Below are 25,701 nucleotides of genomic sequence, written 5' to 3'. Positions count from 1 at the left end.
GCGGAAATACCGGCACTCAAGACCGGGCGCGCGGGTGAACGAGGGGACGTCGTGACTTTTTCCGAGAGCGAGCAGGCTGCTTCGCTTTTGTCGGTCCGTGGACTGACGAAGCTGTTCGGCGATTTTGCTGCGTGCACTGGTATCGATCTCGATATCGCGCCGGGCGAAATCCATGCGCTGCTTGGGGAAAACGGTGCCGGCAAATCCACTCTCGTAAAGATGCTGTTCGGCGTGCTTCAGCCATCGGGCGGGCAGATTGTCTGGCAGGGGAACCCGGTGACGATTGGTTCGCCTGGGGAAGCCCGGCAGCTCGGCATCGGCATGGTGTTCCAGCATTTTTCGCTGTTCGAAGCGCTGACGGTTGCCGAAAACATTGCCTTGTCACTCGATCCGAAAACGCCGCTTGCCAAGATCGCCGAAGAGGCTGCCTCGCTTTCCAAGGCGTACGGACTGCCGCTTGATCCTTATGCGCATGTGGCAGACCTTTCGGTCGGTGAACGCCAGCGGATCGAGATCGTGCGGGCTCTCCTCCAGAACCCGAAGCTGATCATTCTCGACGAGCCGACCTCCGTGCTCACGCCGCAGGAAGCGGACCGGTTGTTCGAGACGCTTTTCAAGCTGAAGGCCGAGGGCCGCTCGGTGCTCTATATCAGCCACCGGCTGGAGGAAGTGCGTCGCATCTGCGACCGCGCCACCGTTCTTCGCCACGGCAAGGTGACCGGCGCCTGCGATCCGAGGCAGGAGACGCCTGCGTCACTTGCCCGGATGATGGTCGGGACGGAAGTTGCCGCGGTGCATCGGGACGAGACGGTGGCGCTTGGCGACATTCAGCTCGATGTCACCGACTTGACCGTGAAGGCGCGCTCGCCCTTCGCGGTCAGCCTGAAAAGCATTTCGATGCGCGTGCGCGCTGGCGAAATCCTCGCGATTGCGGGCATTGCGGGCAATGGACAGAGCGAGCTTTTCGATGCGCTGTCTGGCGAATATCCGGTTGCCGATGATGACCGGATCAAGGTCCGCGGCAAGTCCGTGGGTCGTACGGGCATCAACGGGCGGCGGCTGCTCGGCGCTAGTTTCGTGCCCGAGGAGCGGCATGGTCATGCTGCCGTACCCGGCATGTCGCTGACCGACAATCTGCTGCTGGCGCGCAGCCAGCCGGACCGGAAGGCATTCCTGTCGGGCGGTCTGGCGTCGATCGTGCGTTCCGGTGCGATCCGCTCTGCCACCAAACGCATCTGCCAGCAGATGGACGTGCGCAAGAGTGGAGAGAATCCGCTGGCCGGCTCGCTTTCGGGAGGCAATCTGCAGAAATTCGTGGTGGGGCGCGAACTCGATCGGCAGCCTTCGATCATGATCGTCAACCAGCCGACATGGGGCGTCGATGCCGGGGCCGCGAGCCGCATCCGGCAGGCGCTGATCGATCTCGCGAAATCCGGCTCCGCCGTCGTCGTGATCAGCCAGGACCTTGATGAGATTTTCGAGGTGGCAACCAATATTGCTGTTATCTCGGAGGGCAAATTGTCGGAGCCGCATCCGGTCGGCAGCCTGTCGCTGGAGCGGATCGGGCTGATGATGGGTGGCATCCATGAGAGCCATTCCATCCCTGACGCCATGCCGTCCTCGCCGGAGGCAACGCATGCGCATTGAACTGCAAAAGCGTGCCCGCGTCTCGACGCTGTTTTCGGTTCTTTCGCCGCTTCTGGCGCTGGTGCTGACACTGATCGGCGGGGCGATCCTGTTCTGGGCGCTCGGCAAGAACCCGGGATCTGCACTCTACAGTTTCTTTATCGAGCCGCTGCTGGAGGTCTGGTCGCTTCATGAACTGGCCGTCAAGGCTGCGCCGCTGATCCTGATCGCGGTCGGGCTTTCGATCTGTTACCGCTCCAACAACTGGAATATCGGCGCCGAGGGTCAGTTCACGATCGGGGCGATCACGGGCTCGATCCTGCCGGTTCTCTATCCCGAGTGGCATTCGCCGATGATCCTGCCGCTGATGCTTCTGATGGGCATTGCCGGCGGCGCGCTCTACGCGGGCATTCCCGCACTTTTGAAGACGCGTTTCAACACCAACGAAATCCTGACCAGCCTGATGCTGGTCTATATCGCGCAGCTGTTTCTCGACTGGCTGGTCCGCGGCCCTTGGCGTGACCCGCAGGGCTATAATTTTCCACAGACGAAGAGCTTCCAGATAGAAGCGGTGCTGCCGGAAATGCTGGCCTCCGGCCGGGCCCATTGGGGCTTTGCGTTCGCGATCATTGCCGCTGTCGCGCTCTGGTTCATGATGCGCTTCATGTTGAAGGGTTTCGAGGTTCAGGTGCTCGGCCAGTCGGAACGGGCAGGGCGTTTCGCCGGCTTTTCGGCGCGTCGGATGGTGTGGTTCTCGATGCTGGTCTCCGGCGGGCTTGCCGGGCTTGCGGGGATCTCGGAAGTGTCCGGTTCGATCGGCCACGTACAGCCGTCTATCTCGCCCGGATACGGTTTCACCGCGATCATCGTCGCGTTTCTGGGGCGTCTCAATCCGCTCGGGATCATCGCGTCGGGCCTCGTTCTGGCGCTCACCTATCTCGGCGGTGAGGCAGCCCAGCTTTCGATCGGGATTTCCGACAAGGTCAGCCGCGTCTTCCAGGGCCTGCTGCTGTTCTTCGTTCTGTCCTGCGATACGCTGATCCATTACCGCATCCGGCTGATCTTTGCCGGAAGCCAGGCGGAGGCAAAGGGCTGATGTTCGAGGCGATCCTTCTCACCGTCATCACTGCCGCAACGCCGCTCGTCATCGCAGCGCTCGGCGAGCTCGTCACCGAACGTGCAGGTGTGCTCAACCTCGGCGTCGAAGGCATGATGATCATGGGCGCCGTCTGCGCCTTTGCGGCGACGCAGATGACCGGTTCGCCCTATATCGGCATCGTCGCCGGCATTGTCGGCGGTGGGCTGTTCTCGCTGCTGTTCGGGTTCCTGACGCTGACGCTGGTGGCAAACCAGGTGGCGACGGGACTGGCGCTGACGATCCTGGGTCTCGGCATTTCCGGCCAGCTCGGCGAGAGTTTCGTCGGCCAGCCGGGCATCAAGCTGCAGCCGATCGTCATTCCGCTCCTGTCCGATATTCCCTTTTTCGGCCGCGTTCTCTTCGCGCAGGATCTCACCTTCTATCTGTCTATCGCGCTTGTCATCGGCATCAACTGGTTCCTGTTCAAGAGCCGTCGCGGCCTGAAGCTTCGCGCGATCGGCGACAACCACGGATCGGCGCATGCGCTCGGCATCAACGTCATCCGCACGCGCTATTTGGCAGTGCTGTTCGGTGGCGCCTGTGCGGGTCTTGCCGGTGCGCAGCTGTCGCTTGTGTATACGCCGCAATGGGTGGAAAACATGTCGGCTGGACGCGGCTGGATTGCGCTTGCGCTCGTCGTCTTTGCTTCGTGGCGGCCATGGCGGGTTCTCGCCGGCGGCTATCTTTTCGGGGCCGTGACGATCGGGCAGCTGCATGCGCAGGCGTTCGGTATCGGCATTCCGTCCCAGGTTCTGTCCGCACTTCCTTACGTGGCGACTATTGTCGTCCTCATCATCATCTCGCATAATCGTCGCACGACGCTCATCAATACGCCGGCTTCGCTCGGAAAGGCATTCGTCCCCGATCGGTGACCGCGGTAAGCACACCCCGTCTTCAAGCCAATAGAGGTTTAGGAAATGAAGAAACTGATTATCGCCCTAGCCGCGTCGGCCGCCCTTCTGGGTGGTTTCTCGACCGGCGCGCAGGCCCAGGAAAAGAAGAAGGTCTGCTTCATCTATGTCGGTTCCAAGACCGACGGCGGCTGGACCCAGGCGCATGATCGCGGCCGTATCGAGCTGGAAAAGGCACTTGGCGACAAGATCGAGACGCCGTTCCTCGAAAGCGTGCCGGAAGGTCCGGATGCCGAACGTGCGATCGAGCGCATGGCCCGCTCCGGTTGCGCGATCGTCTACACGACCTCGTTCGGCTTCATGGATGCGACCGTGAAGGTTGCCGCGAAATTCCCGAACGTGAAGTTCGAACATGCAACCGGCTTCAAGGCTGGTCCGAACCTCGCGACCTACAATTCGCGCTTCTACGAAGGCCGCTACATCCAGGGCCAGATCGCTGCGAAGATGTCGAAGAAGGGCGTTGCCGGCTACATCGCATCCTTCCCGATCCCGGAAGTGGTGATGGGCATCAATGCTTTCGAACTCGGCGCAAAGTCGGTCAATCCTGAGTTCAAGCTCAAGGTCGTATGGGCCAACACCTGGTTCGACCCGGGCAAGGAAGCCGATGCTGCCAAGGCACTGGTCGACCAGGGCGTCGATATCCTGACCCAGCACACCGACACGACGGCACCGATGCAGGTTGCAGCCGAGCGCGGCATTTTCGCATTCGGTCAGGCCTCCGACATGATCGCCGCCGGCCCGAAGACGCAGCTGACTGCGATCGTCGATACCTGGGGCGCCTATTACATCAAGCGCACCAAGGCACTTCTCGACGGTTCCTGGAAGTCTGAGCAGATCTGGGACGGCCTGAAGGACGGCATTCTCACGATGGCGCCCTACACCAACATGCCTGACGACGTGAAGGCGATGGCGGAAGAGACCGAAGCCAAGATCAAGTCCGGCGAACTGCATCCGTTCACCGGCCCGATCAACAAGCAGGACGGTTCCGAGTGGCTGAAGGCCGGCGAGAAGGCCGAGGACGGCGTTCTGCTTGGCATGAACTTCTACATCCAGGGCGTGGACGACAAGCTGCCGAAGTGAGATCGTCGATAGTTTGAGTTTGAAAGGGCGCCCTCATCGGCGCCCTTTTTGTTTCCGATGGACATATGCCGTTTATCGCCCTTCAAGACAGTTGCTGTTACACAGGCGGCGATTGCCGAAGGAGATTCTGTCATGAGCCGTTCCTGCCTTGCCGTCATTCTTGCCGCTGGCGACAGTACGAGAATGAAATCGTCCATGTCGAAAGTGCTGCATCCGGTCGCCGGGCGGCCGATGATCGCGCATGTGATGGCAGCGGTCGCTTCGGCCGGCATGACGGACGCAGCACTTGTGGTCGGCCGGGATGCGGATAAGGTCGCGAAGGCAGGTGCGATCGGCGGGATATCGGTCAAAGCTTTTCTGCAGACGGAGCGGCTCGGCACCGGACACGCAGTTCTCGCCGCCCGTGACGCGATCGCCGAGGGCTTCGACGACGTTCTGGTGGCCTATGCCGACGTGCCGCTGATCACCGCTGCTCCCTTCATGGCCGCACGGGCAGAGCTGGAGAAGGGCGCCGATGTCGTGGTCATCGGGTTTCACACGGACAAGCCGACCGGTTACGGCCGTCTTCTGGTGGAGAATGGCGAACTTGTCGCCATCCGCGAGGAGAAGGATGCGACTGAGGAGGAGCGCAAGGTCACCTGGTGCAATAGCGGCCTGATGGCAATCAACGGTGCCAAGGCTTTGGCCCTGCTCGAACAGATCGGCAATGCCAATGCCAAGGGCGAGTACTACCTGACGGATCTCGTGGAGATCGCCCGGGCGAACGGCGGCAAGGTCGTTGCCGTGGATGCGCCCGAAACGGAACTGACCGGCTGCAACAACCGGGCGGAACTGGCTTACATCGAGCGCCTGTGGCAGGAGCGTCGCCGACATGAACTGATGGTGTCCGGTGTCACCATGATTGCGCCGGAAACCGTTTTCCTCGCTTTCGACACGCAGATCGGGCAGGACGCGCTGATCGAGCCGAATGTCTTGTTCGGGCCGGGCGTGACGATCGATAGCGGTGCTGTCATCCACGCGTTTTCCCATATCGAGGGTGCGCATGTGAGTTCGGGTGCGACAGTTGGACCGTTTGCACGGCTTCGGCCAGGGGCCGATCTCGCCGAGGGCTCGAAAGTCGGCAATTTCTGCGAGGTGAAGAACGGCAAGGTGGGTGAGGGCGCCAAGGTGAACCACCTCACCTATATCGGCGATGCGGTCATCGGCGCGCATGCCAATATCGGCGCCGGCACGATCACCTGCAACTATGACGGCGTCAACAAGCATGAGACCCGGATCGGCGCGAACAGCTTTATCGGATCCAACTCGTCATTGGTTGCGCCGGTGTCGATCGGCGACGGGGCCTATGTCGCGTCAGGCAGTGTGATTACCGAGGATGTGCCTGACGATGCGCTGGCCCTTGGTCGCGCCCGGCAGGAAGTGAAGCCGGACCGCGCAAAGGTGATCCGCGAGCGCGCGCTGGCGATCAAGGCATCCAAGGCGAAGTAGCCGTCCGGGGCTACATTGAAGACGGAAGGATCCGTCGCTGCGGGAGGGGCAAGAACTGCTTCGAACAGGCCGCAGCGGCAGGTCCGACCCATTAAGGATTTCGCGTTACTGTTCGACATCGAAAGTGACCGCGCCGGTGATTGCACGGCGAGGGCAATCGGCTAGGACTTCGCGATCGAACGAGAAGAATTGGAGAGGCCTATATGTGCGGGATTGTCGGGATCGTAGGCCATGAGCCGGTAGCGACGCGTCTGGTCGAGGCGTTGCGGCGGCTGGAATACCGCGGCTATGATTCCGCTGGCGTCGCCACCATCCACGACGGCAAGCTCGATCGCCGCCGCGCCGAGGGCAAGCTGTTCAACCTCGAGAAGAAGCTCGATGGAGAGCCGCTGCCGGGCATGATCGGCATTGCCCATACCCGCTGGGCGACGCATGGCGTGCCGAACGAGACGAACGCGCATCCGCATTTCGTCGACGGAGTCGCGGTTGTTCATAACGGCATCATCGAGAATTTCTCCGAACTCAAGGACGCCCTGATCGCCGACGGGGCTGTGTTCACCAGCCAGACGGATACGGAAGTCGTGGCGCATCTTCTGGCGCATTACACGCGCGAAGGCCTGGGGCACCGCGAAGCGATGCTTGCCATGCTCAACCGCGTTTCCGGTGCCTATGCGCTGGTCGTGATGTTCGAGGACGAGCCCGGCACGATCTTTTCGGCGCGATTCGGACCGCCGCTTGCCGTCGGTCATGGCCGGGGCGAGATGTTCTTAGGCTCGGACGCAATTGCGCTTTCGCCCTTTACCAACGAGATCACCTATCTGGTCGATGGCGACTGCGCCATCATCACCCATGATCGTCTCGAGGTCATCGACTACGAAGGCAGGCCGGTTACCCGCAAGAGCCAGATCTCGCAGGCCGCGACCTTCATGGTCGACAAGGGCAACCATCGCCACTTCATGGAAAAGGAGATCTACGAGCAGCCGGAGATCATTTCTCATGCGCTCGCGCATTATATCGACTTTGCCACCAACACGGTGAAGCCGACGGATACGGCGATCAATTTCTCGAAAGTGTCCGGTCTGGCAATTTCCGCCTGCGGTACCGCCTATCTGTCGGGTCTTATCGGCAAATACTGGTTTGAGCGCTACGCTCGCCTGCCGGTCGAAATCGACGTCGCCTCGGAGTTCCGCTACCGCGAACTGCCGCTGTCGCCCAGCCAGGCCGCGCTGTTCATCTCGCAGTCCGGCGAAACGGCCGATACGCTCGCATCCCTGCGCTATTGCAAGGAACAGGGCCTCAAGATCGGCGCCATCGTCAACGTCCGCGAATCGACGATCGCGCGCGAATCGGATGCAGTGTTTCCAATTCTCGCAGGACCGGAGGTAGGTGTCGCCTCGACCAAGGCGTTCACCTGCCAGCTCGCGGTTCTGGCGGCGCTTTCGATAGGCGCCGGTCGCGTCCGGGGCACGGTGACGGAGAGCGACGAGAAGGCGATGGTAAAGCACTTAGCCGAGATGCCGCGAATCATGAGCCGGGTATTGAACGACATCCAGCCGCAGATCGAGGCGCTTTCGCGTGAGCTTTCGCGCTTCAAGGATGTGCTTTATCTCGGGCGCGGCACGAGCTATCCGCTTGCACTGGAAGGTGCGTTGAAACTCAAGGAAATCTCCTACATCCACGCGGAAGGCTACGCAGCCGGTGAATTGAAGCACGGACCGATCGCCCTCATCGACGAGCACATGCCGGTCATCGTCATTGCGCCACATGACCGCTTCTTTGAAAAGACTGTTTCAAACATGCAGGAAGTTGCAGCGCGCGGCGGCAAGATAATCTTTATCACCGACGAGAAGGGGGCCGCTGCCTCGAAACTACCGACGATGGCGACGATCGTGCTGCCGAACGTGGACGAAATCATTTCACCGATGATTTTTTCGTTGCCGATCCAGTTGCTTGCCTACCACACGGCGGTGTTCATGGGCACCGATGTGGATCAGCCCCGCAACCTCGCCAAATCCGTCACCGTGGAGTGATCGGGAACGGCTTGCTTTCCCTTGCATCGCAGCATTGCATCTTGCATTGTCGCATCTGATGAATGCGACAATTGACGTCACAGGTAAGGAATTTTCATGAGCGACAGCCCAGAGCGCTTATCGCTGGCCGGTCGGCTCAGAAACAACTTCCTCACCGGCCTGATCATATGCGCGCCATTGGCGATCACCATATGGCTGACCTTCACGTTTATCGACTGGGCAGATAGCTGGGTAACGCCCTACATTCCGCAGCGTTACGATCCCCAATACTACTTCGACGTAACGATTCCCGGCACGGGTCTGCTGCTGGCCATGGTGATGATCACTATCATCGGCTTTCTCGGCAGGAACCTGATCGGTCGTTCCATCGTCAGTTTCGGCGAGTCGATCCTCAACCAGATGCCGCTCATCCGGACCATCTACAAGAGCGTCAAACAGATCCTGGAGACGGTTCTGAAGGAACAGTCCACGTCCTTCAAGAAGTGCGGCATGGTGGAGTTTCCGACACCCGGCACCTGGGTGCTCGTGTTTATTGCCGGCGATGCACAGGGCGAGATTGCCGAGAAGCTCAACGCAGACGGCGAGGAGATGGTGGCGGTGTTCATGCCACCGACGCCTGTTCCGACGGCAGGTTTCCTGATGTTCGTGCGCAAAAGCCAGATCATCATGCTCGACATGACGCCGGAAGAGGGCGCCAAACTGTTGATCTCGGGTGGGCTTATATCGCCGGCCTATACGCCGAAGCCGGGCGAGGTCCCGATCCTGCCGGCACCGCAGGACATGCCCACTGTTACCACTCCGCCGACCGCCCTTTAGCCTGCGCGCAGGAAGCGGATCGCTTCGTCGCGTCGATGTAGATAGAGCAGGGCGCGTACGGCCTCGCCGCGTTCGCTTGTGAGGTCCGGATCTCGATCGAGGAGGTAGGTCGCGTCCTTGCGGGCGATCTCGAGAAGATCCGCGTGTGCTTCGAGGCTTGCGATCTTGAACCCTGGCGTGCCTGACTGGCGGGTGCCGAGGAGCTCTCCCTCGCCACGCAGTTTCAGGTCTTCCTCGGCGATCAGAAATCCGTCCTCGCTGTCGCGGAGAATCGACAGGCGCGCGTGGCCGGTCTCGCTGAGTGGTCCCTTGTAGAGAAGAATGCAGGTGGAGGCTTCGTCTCCACGCCCCACACGCCCACGCAACTGGTGGAGCTGCGCCAGACCGAACCGCTCCGCATGTTCAATCACCATGATCGTCGCATCGGGCACGTCGACGCCGACCTCGACGACGGTGGTTGCGACAAGCAGGCGGATCTCGCCGTTCTTGAAGGCGCTCATGACGGCGTCTTTTTCCGGTCCGGCCATTCGGCCATGCACGAGGCCGACATTGTCGGCACCGAGTTCGCGGGCCAGTACCGCGTAGCGCTCCTCGGCCGACATGAGTTCTGATACGTCCGATTCTTCGACCAGCGGGCAGATCCAGTAGGCCTTCTTTCCCTCTGCGACGGCGCTGCGCAGGCGGCCGACGACGTCGCCGATCCGTTCGGTCGGGATCGTCACGGTCTGGATCGGCTTTCTGCCGGCCGGCTTTTCGGTCAGCTTGGACACGTCCATGTCGCCGAAGGCTGCCAGCACCAGCGTGCGCGGGATGGGCGTCGCGGTCATGACGAGCATATGCGGGGATATGCCCTTGGCGGTCAGACGCAGACGCTGATGCACGCCGAACCGATGCTGCTCATCGACGACGGCCAGCATCAGGCTGTGATAGCTCACGGTATCCTGGAACAGCGCGTGGGTGCCGATGACGATCTGGGCCTCGCCGGATGCAATCCGCTCGACGATGGCTTCGCGTTCGCGACCCTTGGTGCGGCCGGTCAGCAGTTCGACCGTGACACCTGCGGCACCGGCCAGTTTCGAGATGGTCGAGAAATGCTGGCGGGCGAGGATTTCAGTCGGTGCCATCAGAACGGCCTGGCCGCCGGCTTCGACGGCGGCTGCCATCGCCAGAAGGGCCACCAGCGTCTTGCCGGCGCCGACATCGCCCTGCAGCAGCCGCAGCATGCGGTCTTCGCCTGCCATATCCTTGGTGATATCCTCGACAGAGGATTTCTGGCTCGGCGTCAGCGAAAAGGGCAGCGCGGCAACGAGACGGGCGGCAAGCTCGCCCTTTACCCGGATCGGCTGTCCCGGCACTTTGCGGATCTTCTGGCGCACCAGTGCCAGCGACACCTGGCCTGCAAGGAACTCGTCATAGGCCAAGCGGCGGCGTGCCTTGGACTGGGGATCGATATCCGTTTCGTCCCGCGGATCGTGCAGTTCCTGAAAGGCTTCCGTTACGGTAGGAAAGCCCTCACGCTGCGTGAGGCTCAAATCCGCCCATTCCGGGAACTGGGGCAGGCGCGCGATTGCAGCTTCAATCGTCCGGCGGAATGTCTTCGAAGAGAGGCCCGCGGTCATAGGATAGACTGGTTCCACAAGCGGCAGGTTTTCGGCTTCCGATACCTTCACCATGAAATCCGGATGGATCATCGAGGCGCGGCCGTTGAACCAGTCGACCTTGCCGCTGACCATCACCTGTTCGTCGACCGGAAGCGTCTTGTGCAGCCAGTCTCCCTTTGCGCGGAAAAAGGTGAGGGCGAGTTCGCCCGTCTCGTCGTGCAGGAAGACCCGGTAGGGCTGGTTGGTTCTGGCCGGTGGAGGTTGATGCCGGTCGACGCGTCCCTCGATGGTGACGATCGCTCCCTGCGGCGCGAGCGCGATGCCCGGACGGTTGCGGCGATCGATCAGCGAATAGGGCGCGTGGAACAGGAGATCGACGACCCGGCAGTCTTCCGCATCCTCGCGTCCGGTGACGCGCGCGATCAGGTCGGCGATCTTCGGGCCGACGCCGGGCAGCGATGAGACGGAGGCAAACAGCGGATCGAGTATGGCAGGACGCATGGTTGGCTAAATGGCGCAAGTTTTGCCCATTTGGCAAGGTGACGCGAGCCGAAAACAATCCTATATGAACCGCAAAACAGGGACCTGGCTTATGACTGGATTGGCACGCACCAGCGCGGATCTCGACCCCCGTCGCCGACGTATTCTCTATCGCTGCTGGCATCGCGGCATTCGCGAGATGGATCTCGTGTTCGGCAGCTTCGCCGAGGCGGAGATTTCCAACCTCTCCGATACGGAACTGGACGAGTTTGAAGTGATCATGGATGAGCAGGACCACGACCTGCACGCCTGGATCACCGGCGCTATGGCGCTGCCCGAGGAACGCAATACGCCTCTGTTTGCGCGTATCGCCGCCTACAAGCCGGACTTCGATCCCGTGACCAGAGAGTCGTTGCAAGAGAAACTCGGCCAATGATTTCCGGATTTAACGCGAAGAAGATCGCGGCGGCCTCAACACCGCTGACCATCGGCAGTGTGCCGGCCGGCACCGAACCGCTTGTTCTTGCGGAACTGGCGCGGGCCGGACAGTCGGTTGCCTACGTTCTCTCGGACGGCCAGCGGATGCCGGATCTGGAGCAGATGCTGTCCTTCGTTGCGCCGGAAATTCCGGTTCTGTCGCTGCCGGCCTGGGACTGTCTGCCCTATGACCGTGTGTCGCCGAGTGCCGATGTCTCCGCAAGGAGACTGGCCGCCCTGTCGGGGCTGATCGCGCATGCCAAGAAGCCGCATCCGGCGATCGTGCTCGTCACGGTCAACGCGATGTTGCAGAAGATCGCGCCTGCCTCGGTCATTGAAAGCCTCGCGTTTTCGGCCAAGCCCGGCAACGTGATCCGCATGGATGACATCGCGGCGCGGCTTGAGCGCAACGGATTCGACCGCGTTTCCACGGTGCGCGAAGTCGGCGAATTTGCGGTGCGCGGCGGTATTCTCGATGTGTTCGTGCCGGGTTCGGAAGAACCGGTGCGGCTGGATTTCTTCGGTGACACGCTGGAAACGATCCGGTCCTTCGATCCGGCAAGCCAGCGCACGACGGGCCAGGCCCGCTCGCTCGACCTCAACCCGATGAGCGAAGTGACGCTAACGCCTGATACGATCAGCCGCTTCCGCACGAACTATCTGTCGCTGTTCGGTGCTGCCAACCGTGACGATGCGCTCTATCAGGCCGTGTCCGAGGGGCGTCGCTACGCCGGCATGGAACACTGGCTGCCGCTGTTTTACGAGAAGCTCGAGACCGCGTTCGACTATCTGAGCGGCTTCCGGATCGTGACCGATCACAATGCGCGCGAAGCGGCCACAGAGCGCTCAAAGCTGGTCACGGACTATTTCGAGGCACGCCGCGATCAAGCGAGCCTGGGCAAGGGTGCCGCCGCGCAGGCGACGCCCTACAAGCCGGTATCGCCGGGCCAGCTCTATCTCGACGGCAAATCGTTTGCCGAAACGCTCGATGAGGTCGCGGCCATCCGGCTCACGCCCTTCAACGAGATGGATTCGGCCGGCCGTCCGGTTCTGACTCTGGATGCCCATACGGGGCCGCGCTGGGCGAAAAGCCAGGCGGAGACCGGGTCCGAGACCCAGGAACACGATTCCGATAGCGAGGTTCGTGTCAATATTTTCGATCTTGTCGTCAAGCACATCGCCGACAAGCGCGCTGAAGGCACGAAGGTTCTGATTACGGGCTGGTCCGCCGGCTCGCTTGACCGCCTGCTACAGGTGCTGGACGAACGCGGCCTGAAGCGCATCAAGCCGATCGAAAAGCTGTCTGACCTTCAGAAGCTCGACAAAGGCGAAGCGGCGTCCGCGGTGATGAGCCTGGAGGCGGGTTTCGAGACGGGCGATATCGCCGTGATCGGCGAACAGGATATTCTCGGCGACCGCATGGTTCGCCGCGGCAAGCGTCGCAAGCGCGGTGCCGACTTCCTGACCGAAGTCGCGGGTCTCGATGAAGGGTCGCTTGTCGTCCACGCCGAACACGGTATCGGCAAGTTTGTCGGCCTGATCACGATCGAGGCCGCTGGCGCGCCGCGTGCCTGCCTGGAACTGCATTATGCGGATCAGGCCAAGCTCTTCCTGCCCGTCGAAAACATCGACCTTCTGTCACGCTACGGGTCGGATGCAGCGGAAGCCAATCTCGACAAGCTGGGTGGTGGCGCCTGGCAGGCCCGCAAGGCCAAGCTCAAGAAGCGCCTGCTCGATATGGCCGGCGATCTCATCCGCATCGCTGCGACACGCATGGTGCGTCGTGCGCCGGTTCTCGCAACGCCTGAGGGCCTCTACGACGAGTTCGCGGCGCGCTTCCCCTATGACGAGACGGAAGACCAGGCAACGGCGATCGAGGCCGTGCGGGACGATCTCGCTGCGGGCCGTCCGATGGATCGCCTCGTCTGCGGCGACGTTGGTTTCGGCAAGACCGAAGTGGCGTTGCGCGCAGCCTTCTTTGCCGCGATGAACGGCGCCCAGGTTGCGGTTGTCGTTCCGACGACCCTGCTGGCACGCCAGCATTTCAAGACGTTTACAAATCGCTTCCGCGGGCTGCCGATCCGGATTGCACAGGCCTCTCGTCTCGTGCCGGCCAAGGAACTGGCGCTGACGAAGAAGGAATTGTCCGAGGGCAAGGTCGATATCGTCGTCGGCACCCATGCGCTGCTGGGCAACAGCATCCAGTTCGCCAACTTGAGCCTCCTGATCATCGACGAGGAGCAGCATTTCGGGGTCAAGCACAAGGAACGGCTGAAGGACATGAAGACCGACGTGCATGTGCTGACGCTATCTGCGACGCCAATCCCGCGCACGCTGCAGCTGGCCATGACGGGCGTTCGCGAACTGTCGCTGATCACCACGCCGCCGGTTGACCGCATGGCGGTGCGGACCTTCATCTCGCCGTTTGATCCCTTGGTCATCCGCGAGACGCTGATGCGTGAGCACTACCGCGGCGGTCAGAGCTTCTACGTCTGCCCGCGGCTGGCCGATCTTGCCGATATCCAGGCGTTCCTGCAGTCTGACGTGCCGGAACTCAAGGTGGCCGTTGCGCATGGCCAGATGGCTGCCGGCGAGCTGGAAGACATCATGAATGCCTTCTACGACGGCAAGTATGACGTGCTTCTCTCGACCACGATCGTCGAATCCGGTCTCGACGTGCCGACCGCCAACACGCTGATCGTGCACCGGGCCGACATGTTCGGACTGGCACAGCTCTATCAGCTGCGTGGCCGCGTCGGACGCTCGAAGGTTCGGGCGTTCGCGCTGTTTACGCTGCCGGTCAACAAGACGCTCACCCAGATGGCGGACCGTCGCCTCAAGGTGCTGCAGTCGCTCGATACGTTGGGCGCCGGTTTCCAGCTGGCAAGCCACGACCTCGACATCCGCGGCGCCGGCAATCTTCTCGGCGAGGAACAGTCCGGTCACATCAAGGAAGTCGGTTTCGAGCTTTACCAGCAGATGCTGGAAGAGGCGGTTGCGGAGGTGAAGGGTGAGGACGACGTCGTCGATACGGGCTGGTCGCCACAGATCTCCGTCGGCATCACCACGATGATCCCGGAGAACTACGTGCCGGATCTGCATCTGCGCATGGGTCTCTATCGCCGTCTCGGCGAAGTGCAGGAACTGTCGGAGATCGATGGCTTCGGTGCGGAAATGATCGATCGCTTCGGGCCGATGCCGCCCGAGGTGCAGAACCTGCTCAAGGTCGTCTATATCAAGACGCTCTGCCGCAAGGCGAATGTCGAGAAGGTCGATGCCGGTCCGAAGGGCGTGGTCATCGTCTTCCGTGACAAGCAGTTCCCCAACCCGGCGGCGCTGGTCGGCTATATCGCCAAGCAGGGTTCGCTTGCGAAGATCAGGCCGGACCAGAGCATCTTCCTCAACCGCGACCTGCCGACGCCGACAAAGCGGCTGACGGCTGCAGCCCAGGTGATGACGCAGTTTGCGGAACTGGCGAAGACCTGAAGCGTCTCGTCGCTTCGACAACAAACAAAAGGCCGGTGAGCAGAGCTCGCCGGCCTTTTTCGTTCAATCGATACTGTGGCTTTCAGGGCTTCGTGTCTGGCGCTTCCGGCGCCATCACCGCGGCGGCCTGCGTATCCGAGCCAAGGGCCGGCGGAAGCGGCGTGCCGCGAACGCGTTCGCGAATGAGGGTCAGCATGCCCGAGCCGATGATCAGGATGATGCCGATCACCATCGGCAGGTCGATATGGTCGCCGAAGACCAGGTAGCCGAACAGCACCGCCCAGATCATTTGGCTATATTGCGTCGGACCGATCAGGGTCGCGGGTGCATAGGCGGCTGCATACATGACCAGGATCGCGCCGAGTGCTGCCAGAAGCCCGTAGCCGGCCAGCCAGAGCCACTGGATTGCCGTCGGTGCCTGGAAGCCGGGCAGGGCAAGCGCGCCGCACACGACGAGCGTTCCGAGCACGCCGGCCCCGTAGAGCGATATGTTCTTCTCTGATGGTCCCATGGCCCTGAACACGACGATCGAGATGGCTCCGCTCAAGCCGCCGAAGACGGCGCCGAGATGGCCGATCGAGAGTTCGCGAAATCCGGGGCGGAGCACGATCATGACGCCGACAAAGCCGATGACGACCGCGGCCCAGCGCCTGTATCCGACCTGTTCCTTGAGGAAGATGACCGACATGATGGTGACGAAGGACGGAAGAAGAAAGATCAGCGCGAACGCTTCGGCCATCGACAGATGGGTGAAGGCAGTGACGCTGCCGATCGTGCCGCCGGCCTGCGCCACAAATCGCAGGATCCAGAGCGATCTGTTGGTGGTGTTGAAGATATCCGTCCAGCGGTCGCCCTTCTTCATGAGGAAGGGAAGACCGACGAGGCAGAAGACCGCGCCGAGGAACGAGGATTGATAGGGGCTCAGCTGGCCCTCGATCAATTTGACGCTGGCGTCGCTCCATGCATAGGCGGCGAAGGCCGCAAAGGCGATGAGGACACCCTTGAGGGTCTGGTCTTTCTGCACAAAGATGACTTTCAGAGAGCTAGATCATGCCCTTGCGAGCTTCGGCTTTGAGCTGGGCGATTTCGCGGAAAGCGTTGGCGAGAACATCCGGCATCTGGGCACCGCTCACCGCATACTGTCCATCGATGATGAAGAACGGCACGCCGTTGACGCCCATCTTCTGCGCAGCGTCGATCTCGGCAAGGACCGTGTCCTTATCGGCGTCACCTGCCAGAAGGTTCTCGACGACCGTGCGATCCATACCGGCTTCGACGGCGATGTCTGCGAGAACCGCGTGGTCCCCGACAACGCGCCCCTGCTCGAAATTCGCCTTGAACAGCGCGGTCACAACGCGATCCTGAACCTCGCGGCCTTCCACCATCGCCCACTGAAGTAGACGGTGGGCATCGAGCGTGTTCGAGCCGACCGTGATCGCGTCGAAATTGAATGCGATGCCGACTTCCTGGCCCAGCTGAGTGAGCGCCCCGTGCGCGCGGGCGACCGTTTCGCTGCCGCCGAGCTTTGCTTCCAGAAACGCTTTGTGGTCCACACCTTCAGGCGGAATGTCCGGGTTGAGGCGATAGGGACGCCAGTTCAGGTCGACACCGATCTCGTCCTGAACTTCGGCGATTGCCAGCTCGAGCCGCGCCTTGCCCAGATAGCACCAGGGGCACACGACGTCGGAGACAATATCTACGGTGATGCGCTCCATCGGCGTTCTCTTTCCAATCAGGTTTGGCTTGCGATCGGGAGGTGGCGAGCTGTCTACTGCGCCCGCTCATCCCACCAGGTGTTGAGCTGATAGCCGTATAGCGGCAAGGTTTCCGGATAGCGTATCTGCTTGCGCCGCGCCACCCACTGGTCGGCAATATGGTAGAGCGGCACCATGTAATGGCCTGAAATCAGCAGGCGGTCATAGGCGCGAACCGTTGCTTCGAAATCTTCCTTGCTACGGACGGCTGTCATGGTCCCGATCAACCGGTCGATATCGGGATCCGCTGTTCCTGCAAAATTGAAGCTGCCGGGCGTGTCGCGGGAGGTGGAGCCCCAGCGTCCCATCTGTTCGATCCCGGGAGACAGCGACGACGGGTAGGATTTGACGATCATGTCGTAGTCGAAGCTGCCCGACCGCGCCTGGTACTGCGAATCGTCGACTGTGCGGATCGCCATGTCGACGCCGATCATCCGAAGGGCTCGCTGGTAGGCGATGGCGAGCTTTTCCTGATCGACGGTCTGGGTCATGACCTCGAACGACAACTGGCGCCCGCTGGCATTTGTCATGCGGCCGTTCTTGATCGTGTAGCCGCCCTTGCTCAGGAGATCGACGGCCTTGCGCAGCACTCTGCGGTCGGCGCCGGACGCATCCGTCCTTTCGATACGGTAGGTGCCATCCAGGACATCGGGCTCGATCCGGGTCTTCATGTCGCCCATGATTGCGAGCTCGCGCTGGTCCGCTGGCTTTCCGAGCGAGGTCAGGGGCGAGCCCTGCCAAAAGCTTTCGGTGCGGGTATAGGCGTTTTCGAACAGGTTTCTGTTTGCCCATTCGAAATCGAAGGCAAGCGAAAGGCCGGCCCGCACGTTGACGTCTGAAAAGATCGAACGGCGCGTGTTGAACACGAAGCCCAGCATTCCGGTCGGGAGTTGCGGCCTGAAGGCTTCCTTCACTGCGTCGCCGGTTCGGATGGCCGGAAAATTATAGGCGCGCGCCCAATGGGTCGGGCTTCCGTCGGGATAGATGTCGATCTCGCCCTTCTTGAACGCCTCGAACAGTGTGTTGTCTTCGAGAAAATACTCGACGCTGATGCGGTCGTAATTGTCGAAGCCGACTTTCGCCGGAATATCCTTGCCCCAGTAGTTGTCATTGCGCTCGTAGACGATGCGCTGGCCCGGCGAGACGGATTTGATGATATAGGGTCCCGAGCCGAGCGGCACTTTGAGTGTCGACTGGTCGAATGTCTCCGCATCGATCGCGTGTTTCGGCAGGATCGGGGTGGAGGCGGCGATGATGAGCGGGAATTCCCGGTCGACCTTGTCGTTGAAGGTGAAGCGGACACTTCGGTCGCCGACCTTTTCCATTTTCTCGACGGGTAGAAGACGCCTCGAGAAGGGCACCCGTCCCTTGTCGCGCAGCACCTCGAAGGAGAAGATCACGTCTTCAGGCGTCACCGGCTGGCCGTCGGACCATTTTGCCTTGGGATTGATGTTGAACTGGATGAATGTGCGCTCGTCGTTCCACTCGACGCTTTCGGCCAGCAGCCCATAGAGCGTAAACGGCTCGTCGGCCGAACGGGTCATCAGCGTTTCATAGATCAGGTTGCCGAAAGCGGGATCCCAGACGCCGCGGGCCGTGGTGCGGATGCTCTTGAGGTTAAACGGGTTGAGGCTGTCAAACGTGCCGACGACGCCGTAGCGGACACTGCCGCCCTTCTTCACGTCTGGATTGACGTAGCCCAGGTGGCGGTAGTCGCCGGGCAGGGCAGGTTCGCCATGCATGGAGATCGCGTGCAGAGGCTGCGACTGCGCCTCCAATGCCGTGACGGGCGTGACCAGCGTCGCTGCGATCAAGAAGGATATAATGCGCTTCATGAAAGCATTCCGTTTCTCTCAATACTGCTGATTCGGCCGGAAAATAGCGGATAGGCGCGGTTGCACCAAGCACAGGCTCTTCAAACTTGCGCATGCGATGTTAACGTATTGTCAAAATAGCAAAAGAAAGGCTGGATATCGCCTTCGCGTCGATGTAACAGATTGGCAACACCCGCCGAGTCATTCAATTGCCTCATTTGAGCGACAGGTGACAGGCAGTAGGACATCTCGACGGGGTGGACGGCGCACGCTGCGCCCGCGGATTTCAGGAGACGGATTTCGTTATGATGCTCAAGGCAACCAAAGTTATGCGGACGGCCATGTCTGCTCTTGCTGTTTCGGTCGGCGTTGCTGCGCTGCCGGTTGCAGCCTTCGCCCAGCAGGCAGCTCCCGCACAGGGCGGCGCCGGTGCCGGCGGTCCGCCGCTTGGCTGGTTCAAGACCTGCACCAAGCAGGACGATGCTGATCTCTGCGTTGTGCAGAACATCATTCTGGCCCAGAACGGCCAGCTGATTACGGCAATCGGCCTCATCAGCGTCGAAGGCAAGGTCAACCGCAAGATCCTGCAGGTTTCGGTTCCGACCGCACGTATGGTGCAGCCGGGTATCATCATGCAGATCGACGGTGCCAAGGGCCAGAAGCTCGATTACGCCGTCTGCCTTCCCGACAAGTGCACAGCTGAAGTGCCCCTGACGGATGCGATGATCGCCAGCCTCAAGAAGGGCACCGACGTCGTCTTCACGTCGATGAACTTCCGTCGCGCGCCGAACCCGATCAAGGTTTCGCTGACCGGCTTTACCGGCGCTTATGACGGTGCCGCTATCACCCAGTCGCAGCTTGCGGAAAGCCAGCGTAGCCTGGAAGAAGGCATGCAGAAGAAGGCTGAGGAAGCGCGCAAGAAGCTTGAAGAAGCTCAGAACGCTGCCAAGCAGGGCCAGTAAGGCTAAATCTCAAAGCAACAAAAAGCCCGGTCGAAAGACTGGGCTTTTTTCGTTTCAACGATTTATCTCGACCAGGCTGGCCCCGATCAATGGGCGAGGATAACCTTCGGCTTTAGGTTGCCGGAGGGGCCGGCGTCGAAGATCTGGTAGACCTGCGGGTTGCGCAGGGGTTGGTCGCTCTCGTCATGGACCAGGTTCTGTTCCGAGACATAAGCGACGTATTCGGTTTCGTCGTTCTCGGCCAGAAGGTGGTAGAAGGGCTGATCCTTGCTTGGGCGGATCTCGGCCGGAATCGCGTTCCACCATTCCTCGGTATTGTCATATTCGGGGTCCACATCGAACACGACGCCGCGGAACGGGAACACCTTGTGGCGAACGACTTCCCCGATCGTAAACTTGGCATTTCGCTGTTTCATGGTGCGACATCCTTTCGCAACATAATGTGGGTGTAAATCCGTTGCTGCTCAAGTGGCAAATGCGGTGTGGTAAGGATAGTTCCACTTTGTTCTCATCCCGTTCCTGCTCGCCTTCCCTTCAACGTTGCAAGAATGACGCCTCCGAGGACGCACACGATGCCGACAGCATGGTAGGCCTCGAAGGTTTCGCCGAGAAACGCCACGGCCATGACGATCGAAACCGGGGGCATGAGGTAGAGCGTGGTCCCGGCCGTGACCGAACCGAAGATCCGCACCACCTGCTGGAAGCAGAAGAAGGCGGCGAGCGAGGCGAAGAGAATGATGCCGGCAAGCTTCATCCAGGCGGACTGGCTGGTGGGAAGAAGACCGCCATGAAACAGTTCCCAGATCGCCGGCACGACCAGGATGAGCGAGCCGGAGAAGGCAATCAGTCCGAACAGCGTGAGCGGACGAACGGCTTGAGCTGCCGGGCGCCGTAACAGAATTGAATAAAAGGCAAACGCGATCGCAGCGATCAGAATGCCGAGATCGCCGAGATTGAAGCGCATGTGAAGAACGGCAGCCAGATCTCCGCGCAACACGATGACAGCGACGCCCGCGAAGGCGAGCGCCATGCCGCAGATCTCCTTGATGCTGATGCGTCGGCTGGCGAACAGCCATTCCAGCAGAATGATGAAGAGCGACGACGTGCTGTAGATCAGCGTGGCATTCGAGGCCGTCGTCATGGTGAGCGCCCAGTAGACGAAGCCGCCGCAAATGCCCATGCCGAGGAAGCCGAGCCAGAGCCACAACCACGTATGGGCCCGCACAAAGGCCGCAGCAGCGCGACGATCCATATAGAGCAGCGGCAGCATAATAAGCGTCGAGCCTGCCCAGCGGATAAACGCGGTCATATAGGGACCGATCTCGCCGACAATGCCGCGACCGAAAACGAGATTGCTGGAAAAGAAGACCGGGACAAGAAGGAAGATCAGCCAGTCGAGGGGACGGGGCGTGCTGCCGGTATCGGTGCGCATGAGGCAATCCAGGGGGCGGTGACTCAGGCACGGGCCTTTTGACCGCAGGTTAGGAGCCTGCTGCTCCGATGAAGCACGAATGAAAAACGGCGGGTAAGCCCCGCCGTTTCTGGTTTTCAGGTTGTTCCGCGGATCAGGCGGAATAGTACATGTCGAATTCGACCGGATGCGGCGTCATCTCGAAGCGCATGACTTCCACCATCTTCAGTTCGATATAGGCGTCGATCTGATCGTCGTCGAAGACGCCGCCGGCGGTGAGGAACTTGCGATCCTTGTCGAGGCTGTCGAGCGCTTCGCGCAAGCTACCGCAGACCGTCGGGATCTTGCGCAGTTCCTTCGGCGGCAGGTCGTAGAGATCCTTGTCCATGGCCTTGCCGGGATGAATCTTGTTCTTGATGCCGTCGAGGCCGGCCATCAGCATGGCGGCAAAACCGAGATAGGGGTTCTGGGCCGGATCGGGGAAGCGGACTTCGACGCGCTTTGCCTTCGGGTTCGACCCAAACGGAATGCGGCAGGAGGCGGAACGGTTGCGGGCCGAGTAGGCAAGCAGAACCGGTGCTTCGTAACCCGGCACGAGACGCTTGTAGGAATTCGTCGTCGGGTTCGTGAAGGCGTTGATCGCCTTGGCGTGCTTGATGATGCCGCCGATGTAGTAAAGGCAGCTTTCCGACAGGCCGGCATACTCGTCGCCTGCAAAGGTTGGCTTGCCGTCCTTCCAGATCGACTGGTGAACGTGCATGCCCGAGCCATTGTCGCCGAAGATCGGCTTCGGCATGAAGGTGGCCGTCTTGCCATAGGCATTGGCGACCTGATGCACGACGTATTTGTAGATCTGCATCTTGTCGGCGTTGCGCACCAGCGTATCGAACTTCACACCGAGTTCGTGCTGGGCAGCGGCCACTTCATGGTGATGCTTTTCGACGACCACGCCCATCTCGGTGAGGACGGTGAGCATTTCCGAGCGCATGTCCTGAAGGCTATCGACCGGCGGAACCGGGAAGTAGCCGCCCTTGACGCGCGGACGGTGGCCAAGGTTGCCGGTCTCGTAATCGGTGTCGTCGTTGGACGGCAGTTCCGAACTGTCCAGCTTGAAGCCCGTATTGTAGGGATCGGCCTTGTACTTGACGTCGTCGAAGACGAAGAATTCAGGCTCGGGGCCGACGAAAATCGTATCGCCGATGCCCGATGCCTTGAGATAGGCCTCGGCCTTCTTGGCCGTGCCGCGCGGATCGCGGTTGTAGGCTTCACCGGAAATCGGATCGAGAATATCGCAAACGATGACCATGGTGGATTGCGCGAAAAACGGGTCCATGTGCACGGTCTGCGGATCGGGCATCAGCACCATGTCCGACTCGTTGATGGCCTTCCATCCGCCGATCGAGGAGCCATCGAACATGACGCCATCGGCGAACATATCCTCATCGACGGCCGAGACGTCCATCGTCACGTGCTGCAGCTTGCCGCGCGGGTCCGTAAAGCGCAGGTCCACGAACTTGACGTCGTTTTCCTTGATCTGTTTCATGATTTCGCTTGCGCTCGTCATATGACCTTTTCCTCGCCTGTATGATTGTTATGAACTGTCCGCGCGGCTTCTTATCAGCCTTCAAAGTGCGGTCAGATAGCGTCCACACCCGTTTCGCCGGTGCGAATACGAATGACTTCCTCCACGTTGGAAACGAATATCTTGCCGTCTCCAATTCGTCCAGTCTGTGCCGCGTTGCGGATGGCCTCAATGACCGCGTCTGCATTCTCGTCGGCCAGCACAACTTCAACCTTCACCTTCGGGAGAAAGTCGACGACGTATTCCGCGCCACGATAAAGCTCGGTATGTCCTTTTTGGCGTCCAAAGCCCTTGGCCTCGGTCACCGTAATCCCTTGCAAGCCGACTTCCTGAAGGGCTTCCTTCACTTCATCCAGCTTGAACGGTTTAATGATCGCTTCGATCTTCTTCATGAGAAACCAACTCTCCGCTTCTCCCAGTCGCAGGCCCATGCCCGCCAAACAGGCCGATGCACTATTCGTGCCAAACTCTTTCACGTTTTTCAGAAAATAACACGGGTTTGCGTCAAAACTTTCCATTTTTCGGTGGATTGCCTGCTGAACGCGGTCGGCCACGTCCGGGTTTGTGCGCCTGACGCCGTATCCTTGCCGAAATCGCTTCCGCCCGCCGCACCGAGCGCATGCCTGTCCACCTACTAAATAAGCATGTTTTCTGTGCATTTGATGATTTCTTGATCACTAAGATCGCGCTTGTATTTCCCCTGTTTTGCCTTTGAATAGACAAATGACCAATTCATTCGCTCATTTGCTCCTGACGCCTAACGATATGGCAGCCGTCGACACGGCCGCGGCAGCATCAGGCATGTCCTCGATAGGGCTGATGGACCGCGCGGGCCGGGCTGTCGCGGCGTCGGCTCTTCGACACTTTCCCGGCGCGTTGCGCTTTGTCGTCCTGTGTGGACCCGGCAACAATGGCGGTGACGGCTATGTCGCAGCGGCGGCCTTGAACGAGGCCGGCACACGCTGCGTGGTCTACAGTCTCGGGGATCCCGCACAACTGCGCGGCGATGCGCTTGAGGCCCGTTCACGCTGCCCGCTCGATACCCAGCCGTTGGACAATTATGTGCCATTGCCTGGTGATGTCGTCATCGATGCGCTCTTCGGGGCAGGGCTCTCCAGAAACGTCTCCGATAGCGTGGCGGCACTCGCTGATCGTCTGGTAGCCACCAATACACCCGTGCTTGCCGTCGATCTGCCGTCTGGACTATGCGGCCGGCGCGGCGTGGCGCTTGGCGCGGCGTTGCGTGCAGATCGGACGGTGACATTCGTTGCGCGCAAGCCTGGCCACGTCCTCATGCCGGGACGCGAGCTCTGCGGTGAACTTGAGGTTTTCGATATCGGCATCCCCCGTCGAATCGTTTTGAGCAAGGCCGGCAGTCTTGCCGAGAACGCGCCGTCGATCTGGAGCTCAGCTGTGCCGTCACCATTGGGTGACAGCCACAAGTATACGCGTGGACATCTGGTCGTGTTCAGCGGTCCCGCGGACAAGACGGGCGCAGCCCGGCTTTCGGCGACGGCGGGTCTGAAGCGCGGGGCAGGGCTCGTTACCGTTGCAAGCCCAACGGACGCACTTTCCGTCAATGCCGCCTCGCTGACAGCAATCATGCTTCATGCAATCGACGATGTCGCAGACCTCGCCGACTGGCTGGGTTCGGCAAAACTCTCCGCCTTCGTGCTCGGCCCGGGGTTCGGCGTCGGGGAGAAAGCCCGCGAGTTCGTGCTGGCACTGAAGGGCAAGCGGCTGGTGCTGGACGCGGACGGCATTTCCTCGTTCAAGGACGATCCTGATACGCTGTTTTCAGCCTTCTCGGAGGGCGAGACGCGCCTGGTACTGACCCCACATGAGGGGGAGTTTGCCCGGCTGTTTCCGGATTTGGCTAAGGACAAAGAACTCAGCAAGCCCGAGAAGGCGCTGAAAGCCTCGGCGCTGGCCAGCGCCGTCATCGTCTACAAGGGTGCAGACACGGTGATCGCTTCACCCGATGGCCGCGCCCTGATCAACACGAATGCGCCGCCCTGGCTTGCCACCGCAGGCTCCGGAGATGTGCTCGCCGGAATGATCGGAGCGCTGCTCGCCCAGGGCATGCCCGCCTTCGAGGCCGCGGCGGCAGGCGTCTACCTACACGGCGAAGCGGCCAATAGCCTGACCCCAGACATGACCGCGGAAGATCTGGCCAAGAGAGCAGGGATCATGCCGAACAGAGAGCTCTAGCTCTTGGCGTCTAGCATCTCCTGCATGGCCATTGCGCCGCCGGGGGCGTTGACCTTGCCCTCGTGAATGAAGAAGGCGTAGACGTCGCGCGCCGTCTTGGCGGGCTTACGCGTTTCGTCGATCAAAGGTAGATCGTCGGGGACGCTACCGGCAGACCAGGTTTTCAACCTTTTCGCCCAATCTTTCATATCCGGCTTCGTGTAACAGGTTTCGATCTCGTCCGACCCTTTTTGCAGCCGCGCATAGACGAAATCAGCTGTAACGTCGGCGATCATCGGATAGTCGAAATGATCGGCGCAGACGGGCGCGACATTGTATTTCGCGATAAGTTCGACGAATTCCGGAACCTTGAAGCTGTCGTGGCGGACCTCGACGACGTGGCGCAAAGGCAGCCCTTCCAGCGCGTCCGGCAGCAGCTTCAGAAACGCTTCGAAATCGTCAGGCTCGAATTTCTTGGTCGGCGCGAACTGCCACAGCAACGGCCCAAGATGGTCGCCGAGTTCGACGAGCCCCTGCTGCAGGAAGCGTTCGATCAATTCGCCCGCCTCGGCCAGGACCTTGCGGTTGGTAGTGTAGCGGCTGGCTTTGAGCGAGAAGATGAATCCGTCAGGCACTTCGGACGCCCATTTCGCAAAAGTCTCGGGCTTTTGCGACCCGTAATAGGTGCCGTTGACCTCGATGACCTTGAGCTTGGACGCCGCATATTCAAGCTGGCGTTTCTTCGCCAGCTTGTCCGGATAGAACGTGCCCTCCCAAGGCGCGAAGGTCCAGCCGCCGATACCTGTTCGAATTATGCCTGGTGTCATCACTCATCTCCCCGGAACAGGTATTGGC

General features: G+C 60.8%; 20 protein-coding genes. 11 read left to right on the top strand and 9 right to left on the bottom strand.

Features of this window, described 5'->3' with window-relative positions; all coding sequences use genetic code 11:
• Positions 1–51 precede the first annotated feature (51 nt).
• The 7 genes from ACQY1P_RS13945 (at position 52) to ACQY1P_RS13915 (ending at position 9,089) form a co-directional block, all read left to right on the top strand.
• Positions 52–1,647 carry an ABC transporter ATP-binding protein gene (locus tag ACQY1P_RS13945; protein ID WP_430256651.1) on the top strand — a complete coding sequence of 532 codons (1,596 nt, stop codon included), beginning with the start codon at positions 52–54 and terminating at the stop codon, positions 1,645–1,647.
• Positions 1,637–2,722, top strand: a complete 1,086-nt coding sequence (locus tag ACQY1P_RS13940; protein ID WP_062456776.1) for an ABC transporter permease — start codon at positions 1,637–1,639, stop codon at positions 2,720–2,722. The genes ACQY1P_RS13945 and ACQY1P_RS13940 overlap by 11 nt, the downstream gene beginning before the upstream one ends.
• Positions 2,722–3,636 carry an ABC transporter permease gene (locus ACQY1P_RS13935; protein ID WP_062456779.1) on the top strand — a complete coding sequence of 305 codons (915 nt, stop codon included), beginning with the start codon at positions 2,722–2,724 and terminating at the stop codon, positions 3,634–3,636. Before ACQY1P_RS13940 ends, ACQY1P_RS13935 begins: the two co-directional genes overlap by 1 nt.
• 45 nt (positions 3,637–3,681) lie before the next feature.
• Entirely contained in the window at positions 3,682–4,755 is a 1,074-nt protein-coding gene (locus ACQY1P_RS13930) for a BMP family ABC transporter substrate-binding protein (RefSeq protein WP_113110536.1), read from the top strand.
• A 132-nt stretch (positions 4,756–4,887) separates the two neighbouring features.
• Positions 4,888–6,243, top strand: a complete 1,356-nt coding sequence (gene glmU / locus ACQY1P_RS13925) for a bifunctional UDP-N-acetylglucosamine diphosphorylase/glucosamine-1-phosphate N-acetyltransferase GlmU (protein WP_430256650.1) — start codon at positions 4,888–4,890, stop codon at positions 6,241–6,243.
• A 203-nt stretch (positions 6,244–6,446) separates the two neighbouring features.
• Entirely contained in the window at positions 6,447–8,273 is a 1,827-nt protein-coding gene (gene glmS / locus ACQY1P_RS13920; RefSeq protein WP_430256649.1) for a glutamine--fructose-6-phosphate transaminase (isomerizing), read from the top strand.
• A 96-nt stretch (positions 8,274–8,369) separates the two neighbouring features.
• Positions 8,370–9,089, top strand: coding sequence for a DUF502 domain-containing protein (locus ACQY1P_RS13915; protein ID WP_062456791.1), 720 nt, complete (start codon positions 8,370–8,372; stop codon positions 9,087–9,089).
• Here ACQY1P_RS13915 and recG read toward each other — a convergent pair.
• Entirely contained in the window at positions 9,086–11,191 is a 2,106-nt protein-coding gene (gene recG / locus ACQY1P_RS13910) for an ATP-dependent DNA helicase RecG (RefSeq protein ID WP_062456795.1), read from the bottom strand. The two genes, ACQY1P_RS13915 and recG, sit on opposite strands and share 4 nt — an antisense overlap.
• Before the next feature lie 91 nt (positions 11,192–11,282).
• Between recG and ACQY1P_RS13905 the strand changes: the two genes are divergently transcribed.
• Both ACQY1P_RS13905 and mfd read left to right on the top strand, forming a co-directional pair.
• On the top strand, positions 11,283–11,606 hold the full coding sequence (locus ACQY1P_RS13905) for a succinate dehydrogenase assembly factor 2 (RefSeq protein ID WP_062456798.1): 324 nt from the start codon (positions 11,283–11,285) through the stop codon (positions 11,604–11,606).
• On the top strand, positions 11,603–15,133 hold the full coding sequence (gene mfd / locus ACQY1P_RS13900) for a transcription-repair coupling factor (protein ID WP_430256648.1): 3,531 nt from the start codon (positions 11,603–11,605) through the stop codon (positions 15,131–15,133). Before ACQY1P_RS13905 ends, mfd begins: the two co-directional genes overlap by 4 nt.
• An 82-nt stretch (positions 15,134–15,215) precedes the next feature.
• Here the strand turns inward: mfd and ACQY1P_RS13895 are convergent, their stop codons facing one another.
• From ACQY1P_RS13895 to ACQY1P_RS13885, 3 genes are read right to left on the bottom strand one after another with little or no spacing between them, the layout of a single operon-like run.
• Complete coding sequence (locus ACQY1P_RS13895; protein WP_062456805.1) at positions 15,216–16,157, bottom strand: DMT family transporter; 942 nt, start codon at positions 16,155–16,157, stop codon at positions 15,216–15,218.
• Between the two features lie 19 nt (positions 16,158–16,176).
• On the bottom strand, positions 16,177–16,848 hold the full coding sequence (locus ACQY1P_RS13890; RefSeq protein ID WP_062456808.1) for a DsbA family oxidoreductase: 672 nt from the start codon (positions 16,846–16,848) through the stop codon (positions 16,177–16,179).
• Positions 16,849–16,901: 53 nt separating this feature from the next.
• On the bottom strand, positions 16,902–18,722 hold the full coding sequence (locus ACQY1P_RS13885; RefSeq protein ID WP_430256647.1) for an extracellular solute-binding protein: 1,821 nt from the start codon (positions 18,720–18,722) through the stop codon (positions 16,902–16,904).
• 284 nt (positions 18,723–19,006) lie between these two features.
• On the opposite strand from ACQY1P_RS13885, the gene ACQY1P_RS13880 reads away from it, so the two are divergent.
• Positions 19,007–19,663, top strand: coding sequence for an invasion associated locus B family protein (locus ACQY1P_RS13880; RefSeq protein WP_062456811.1), 657 nt, complete (start codon positions 19,007–19,009; stop codon positions 19,661–19,663).
• Positions 19,664–19,749: 86 nt separating this feature from the next.
• Here ACQY1P_RS13880 and hspQ read toward each other — a convergent pair whose 3' ends face one another.
• The 4 genes from hspQ to ACQY1P_RS13860 all read right to left on the bottom strand — a co-directional run bounded on the left by hspQ (position 19,750) and on the right by ACQY1P_RS13860 (position 23,048).
• Entirely contained in the window at positions 19,750–20,079 is a 330-nt protein-coding gene (gene hspQ, locus ACQY1P_RS13875; RefSeq protein WP_062456814.1) for a heat shock protein HspQ, read from the bottom strand.
• Between the two features lie 92 nt (positions 20,080–20,171).
• A complete protein-coding gene (locus tag ACQY1P_RS13870) occupies positions 20,172–21,095 on the bottom strand; it encodes a DMT family transporter (protein WP_430243459.1) in 924 nt (307 codons plus the stop codon).
• 133 nt (positions 21,096–21,228) lie between these two features.
• Complete coding sequence (glnA, locus tag ACQY1P_RS13865; RefSeq protein WP_062456819.1) at positions 21,229–22,638, bottom strand: type I glutamate--ammonia ligase; 1,410 nt, start codon at positions 22,636–22,638, stop codon at positions 21,229–21,231.
• A gap of 71 nt (positions 22,639–22,709) precedes the next feature.
• On the bottom strand, positions 22,710–23,048 hold the full coding sequence (locus ACQY1P_RS13860) for a P-II family nitrogen regulator (protein ID WP_007753933.1): 339 nt from the start codon (positions 23,046–23,048) through the stop codon (positions 22,710–22,712).
• Between the two features lie 331 nt (positions 23,049–23,379).
• On the opposite strand from ACQY1P_RS13860, the gene ACQY1P_RS13855 reads away from it, so the two are divergent.
• Complete coding sequence (locus ACQY1P_RS13855; RefSeq protein ID WP_430256646.1) at positions 23,380–24,867, top strand: NAD(P)H-hydrate dehydratase; 1,488 nt, start codon at positions 23,380–23,382, stop codon at positions 24,865–24,867.
• Here ACQY1P_RS13855 and ACQY1P_RS13850 read toward each other — a convergent pair.
• Positions 24,864–25,673, bottom strand: coding sequence for a DUF72 domain-containing protein (locus ACQY1P_RS13850; protein ID WP_430256645.1), 810 nt, complete (start codon positions 25,671–25,673; stop codon positions 24,864–24,866). The two genes, ACQY1P_RS13855 and ACQY1P_RS13850, sit on opposite strands and share 4 nt — an antisense overlap.
• Between the last annotated feature and the right edge of the window lie 28 nt (positions 25,674–25,701).

The sequence above is a fragment of the Neorhizobium sp. DAR64872/K0K18 genome (assembly GCF_050500175.1).
GTDB classification, from domain to species: Bacteria; Pseudomonadota; Alphaproteobacteria; order Rhizobiales; family Rhizobiaceae; genus Neorhizobium; species Neorhizobium soli.
The sequence above is the reverse complement of the archived record's forward strand: the minus strand, read 5'-3'. Positions and strand labels throughout refer to the sequence as shown.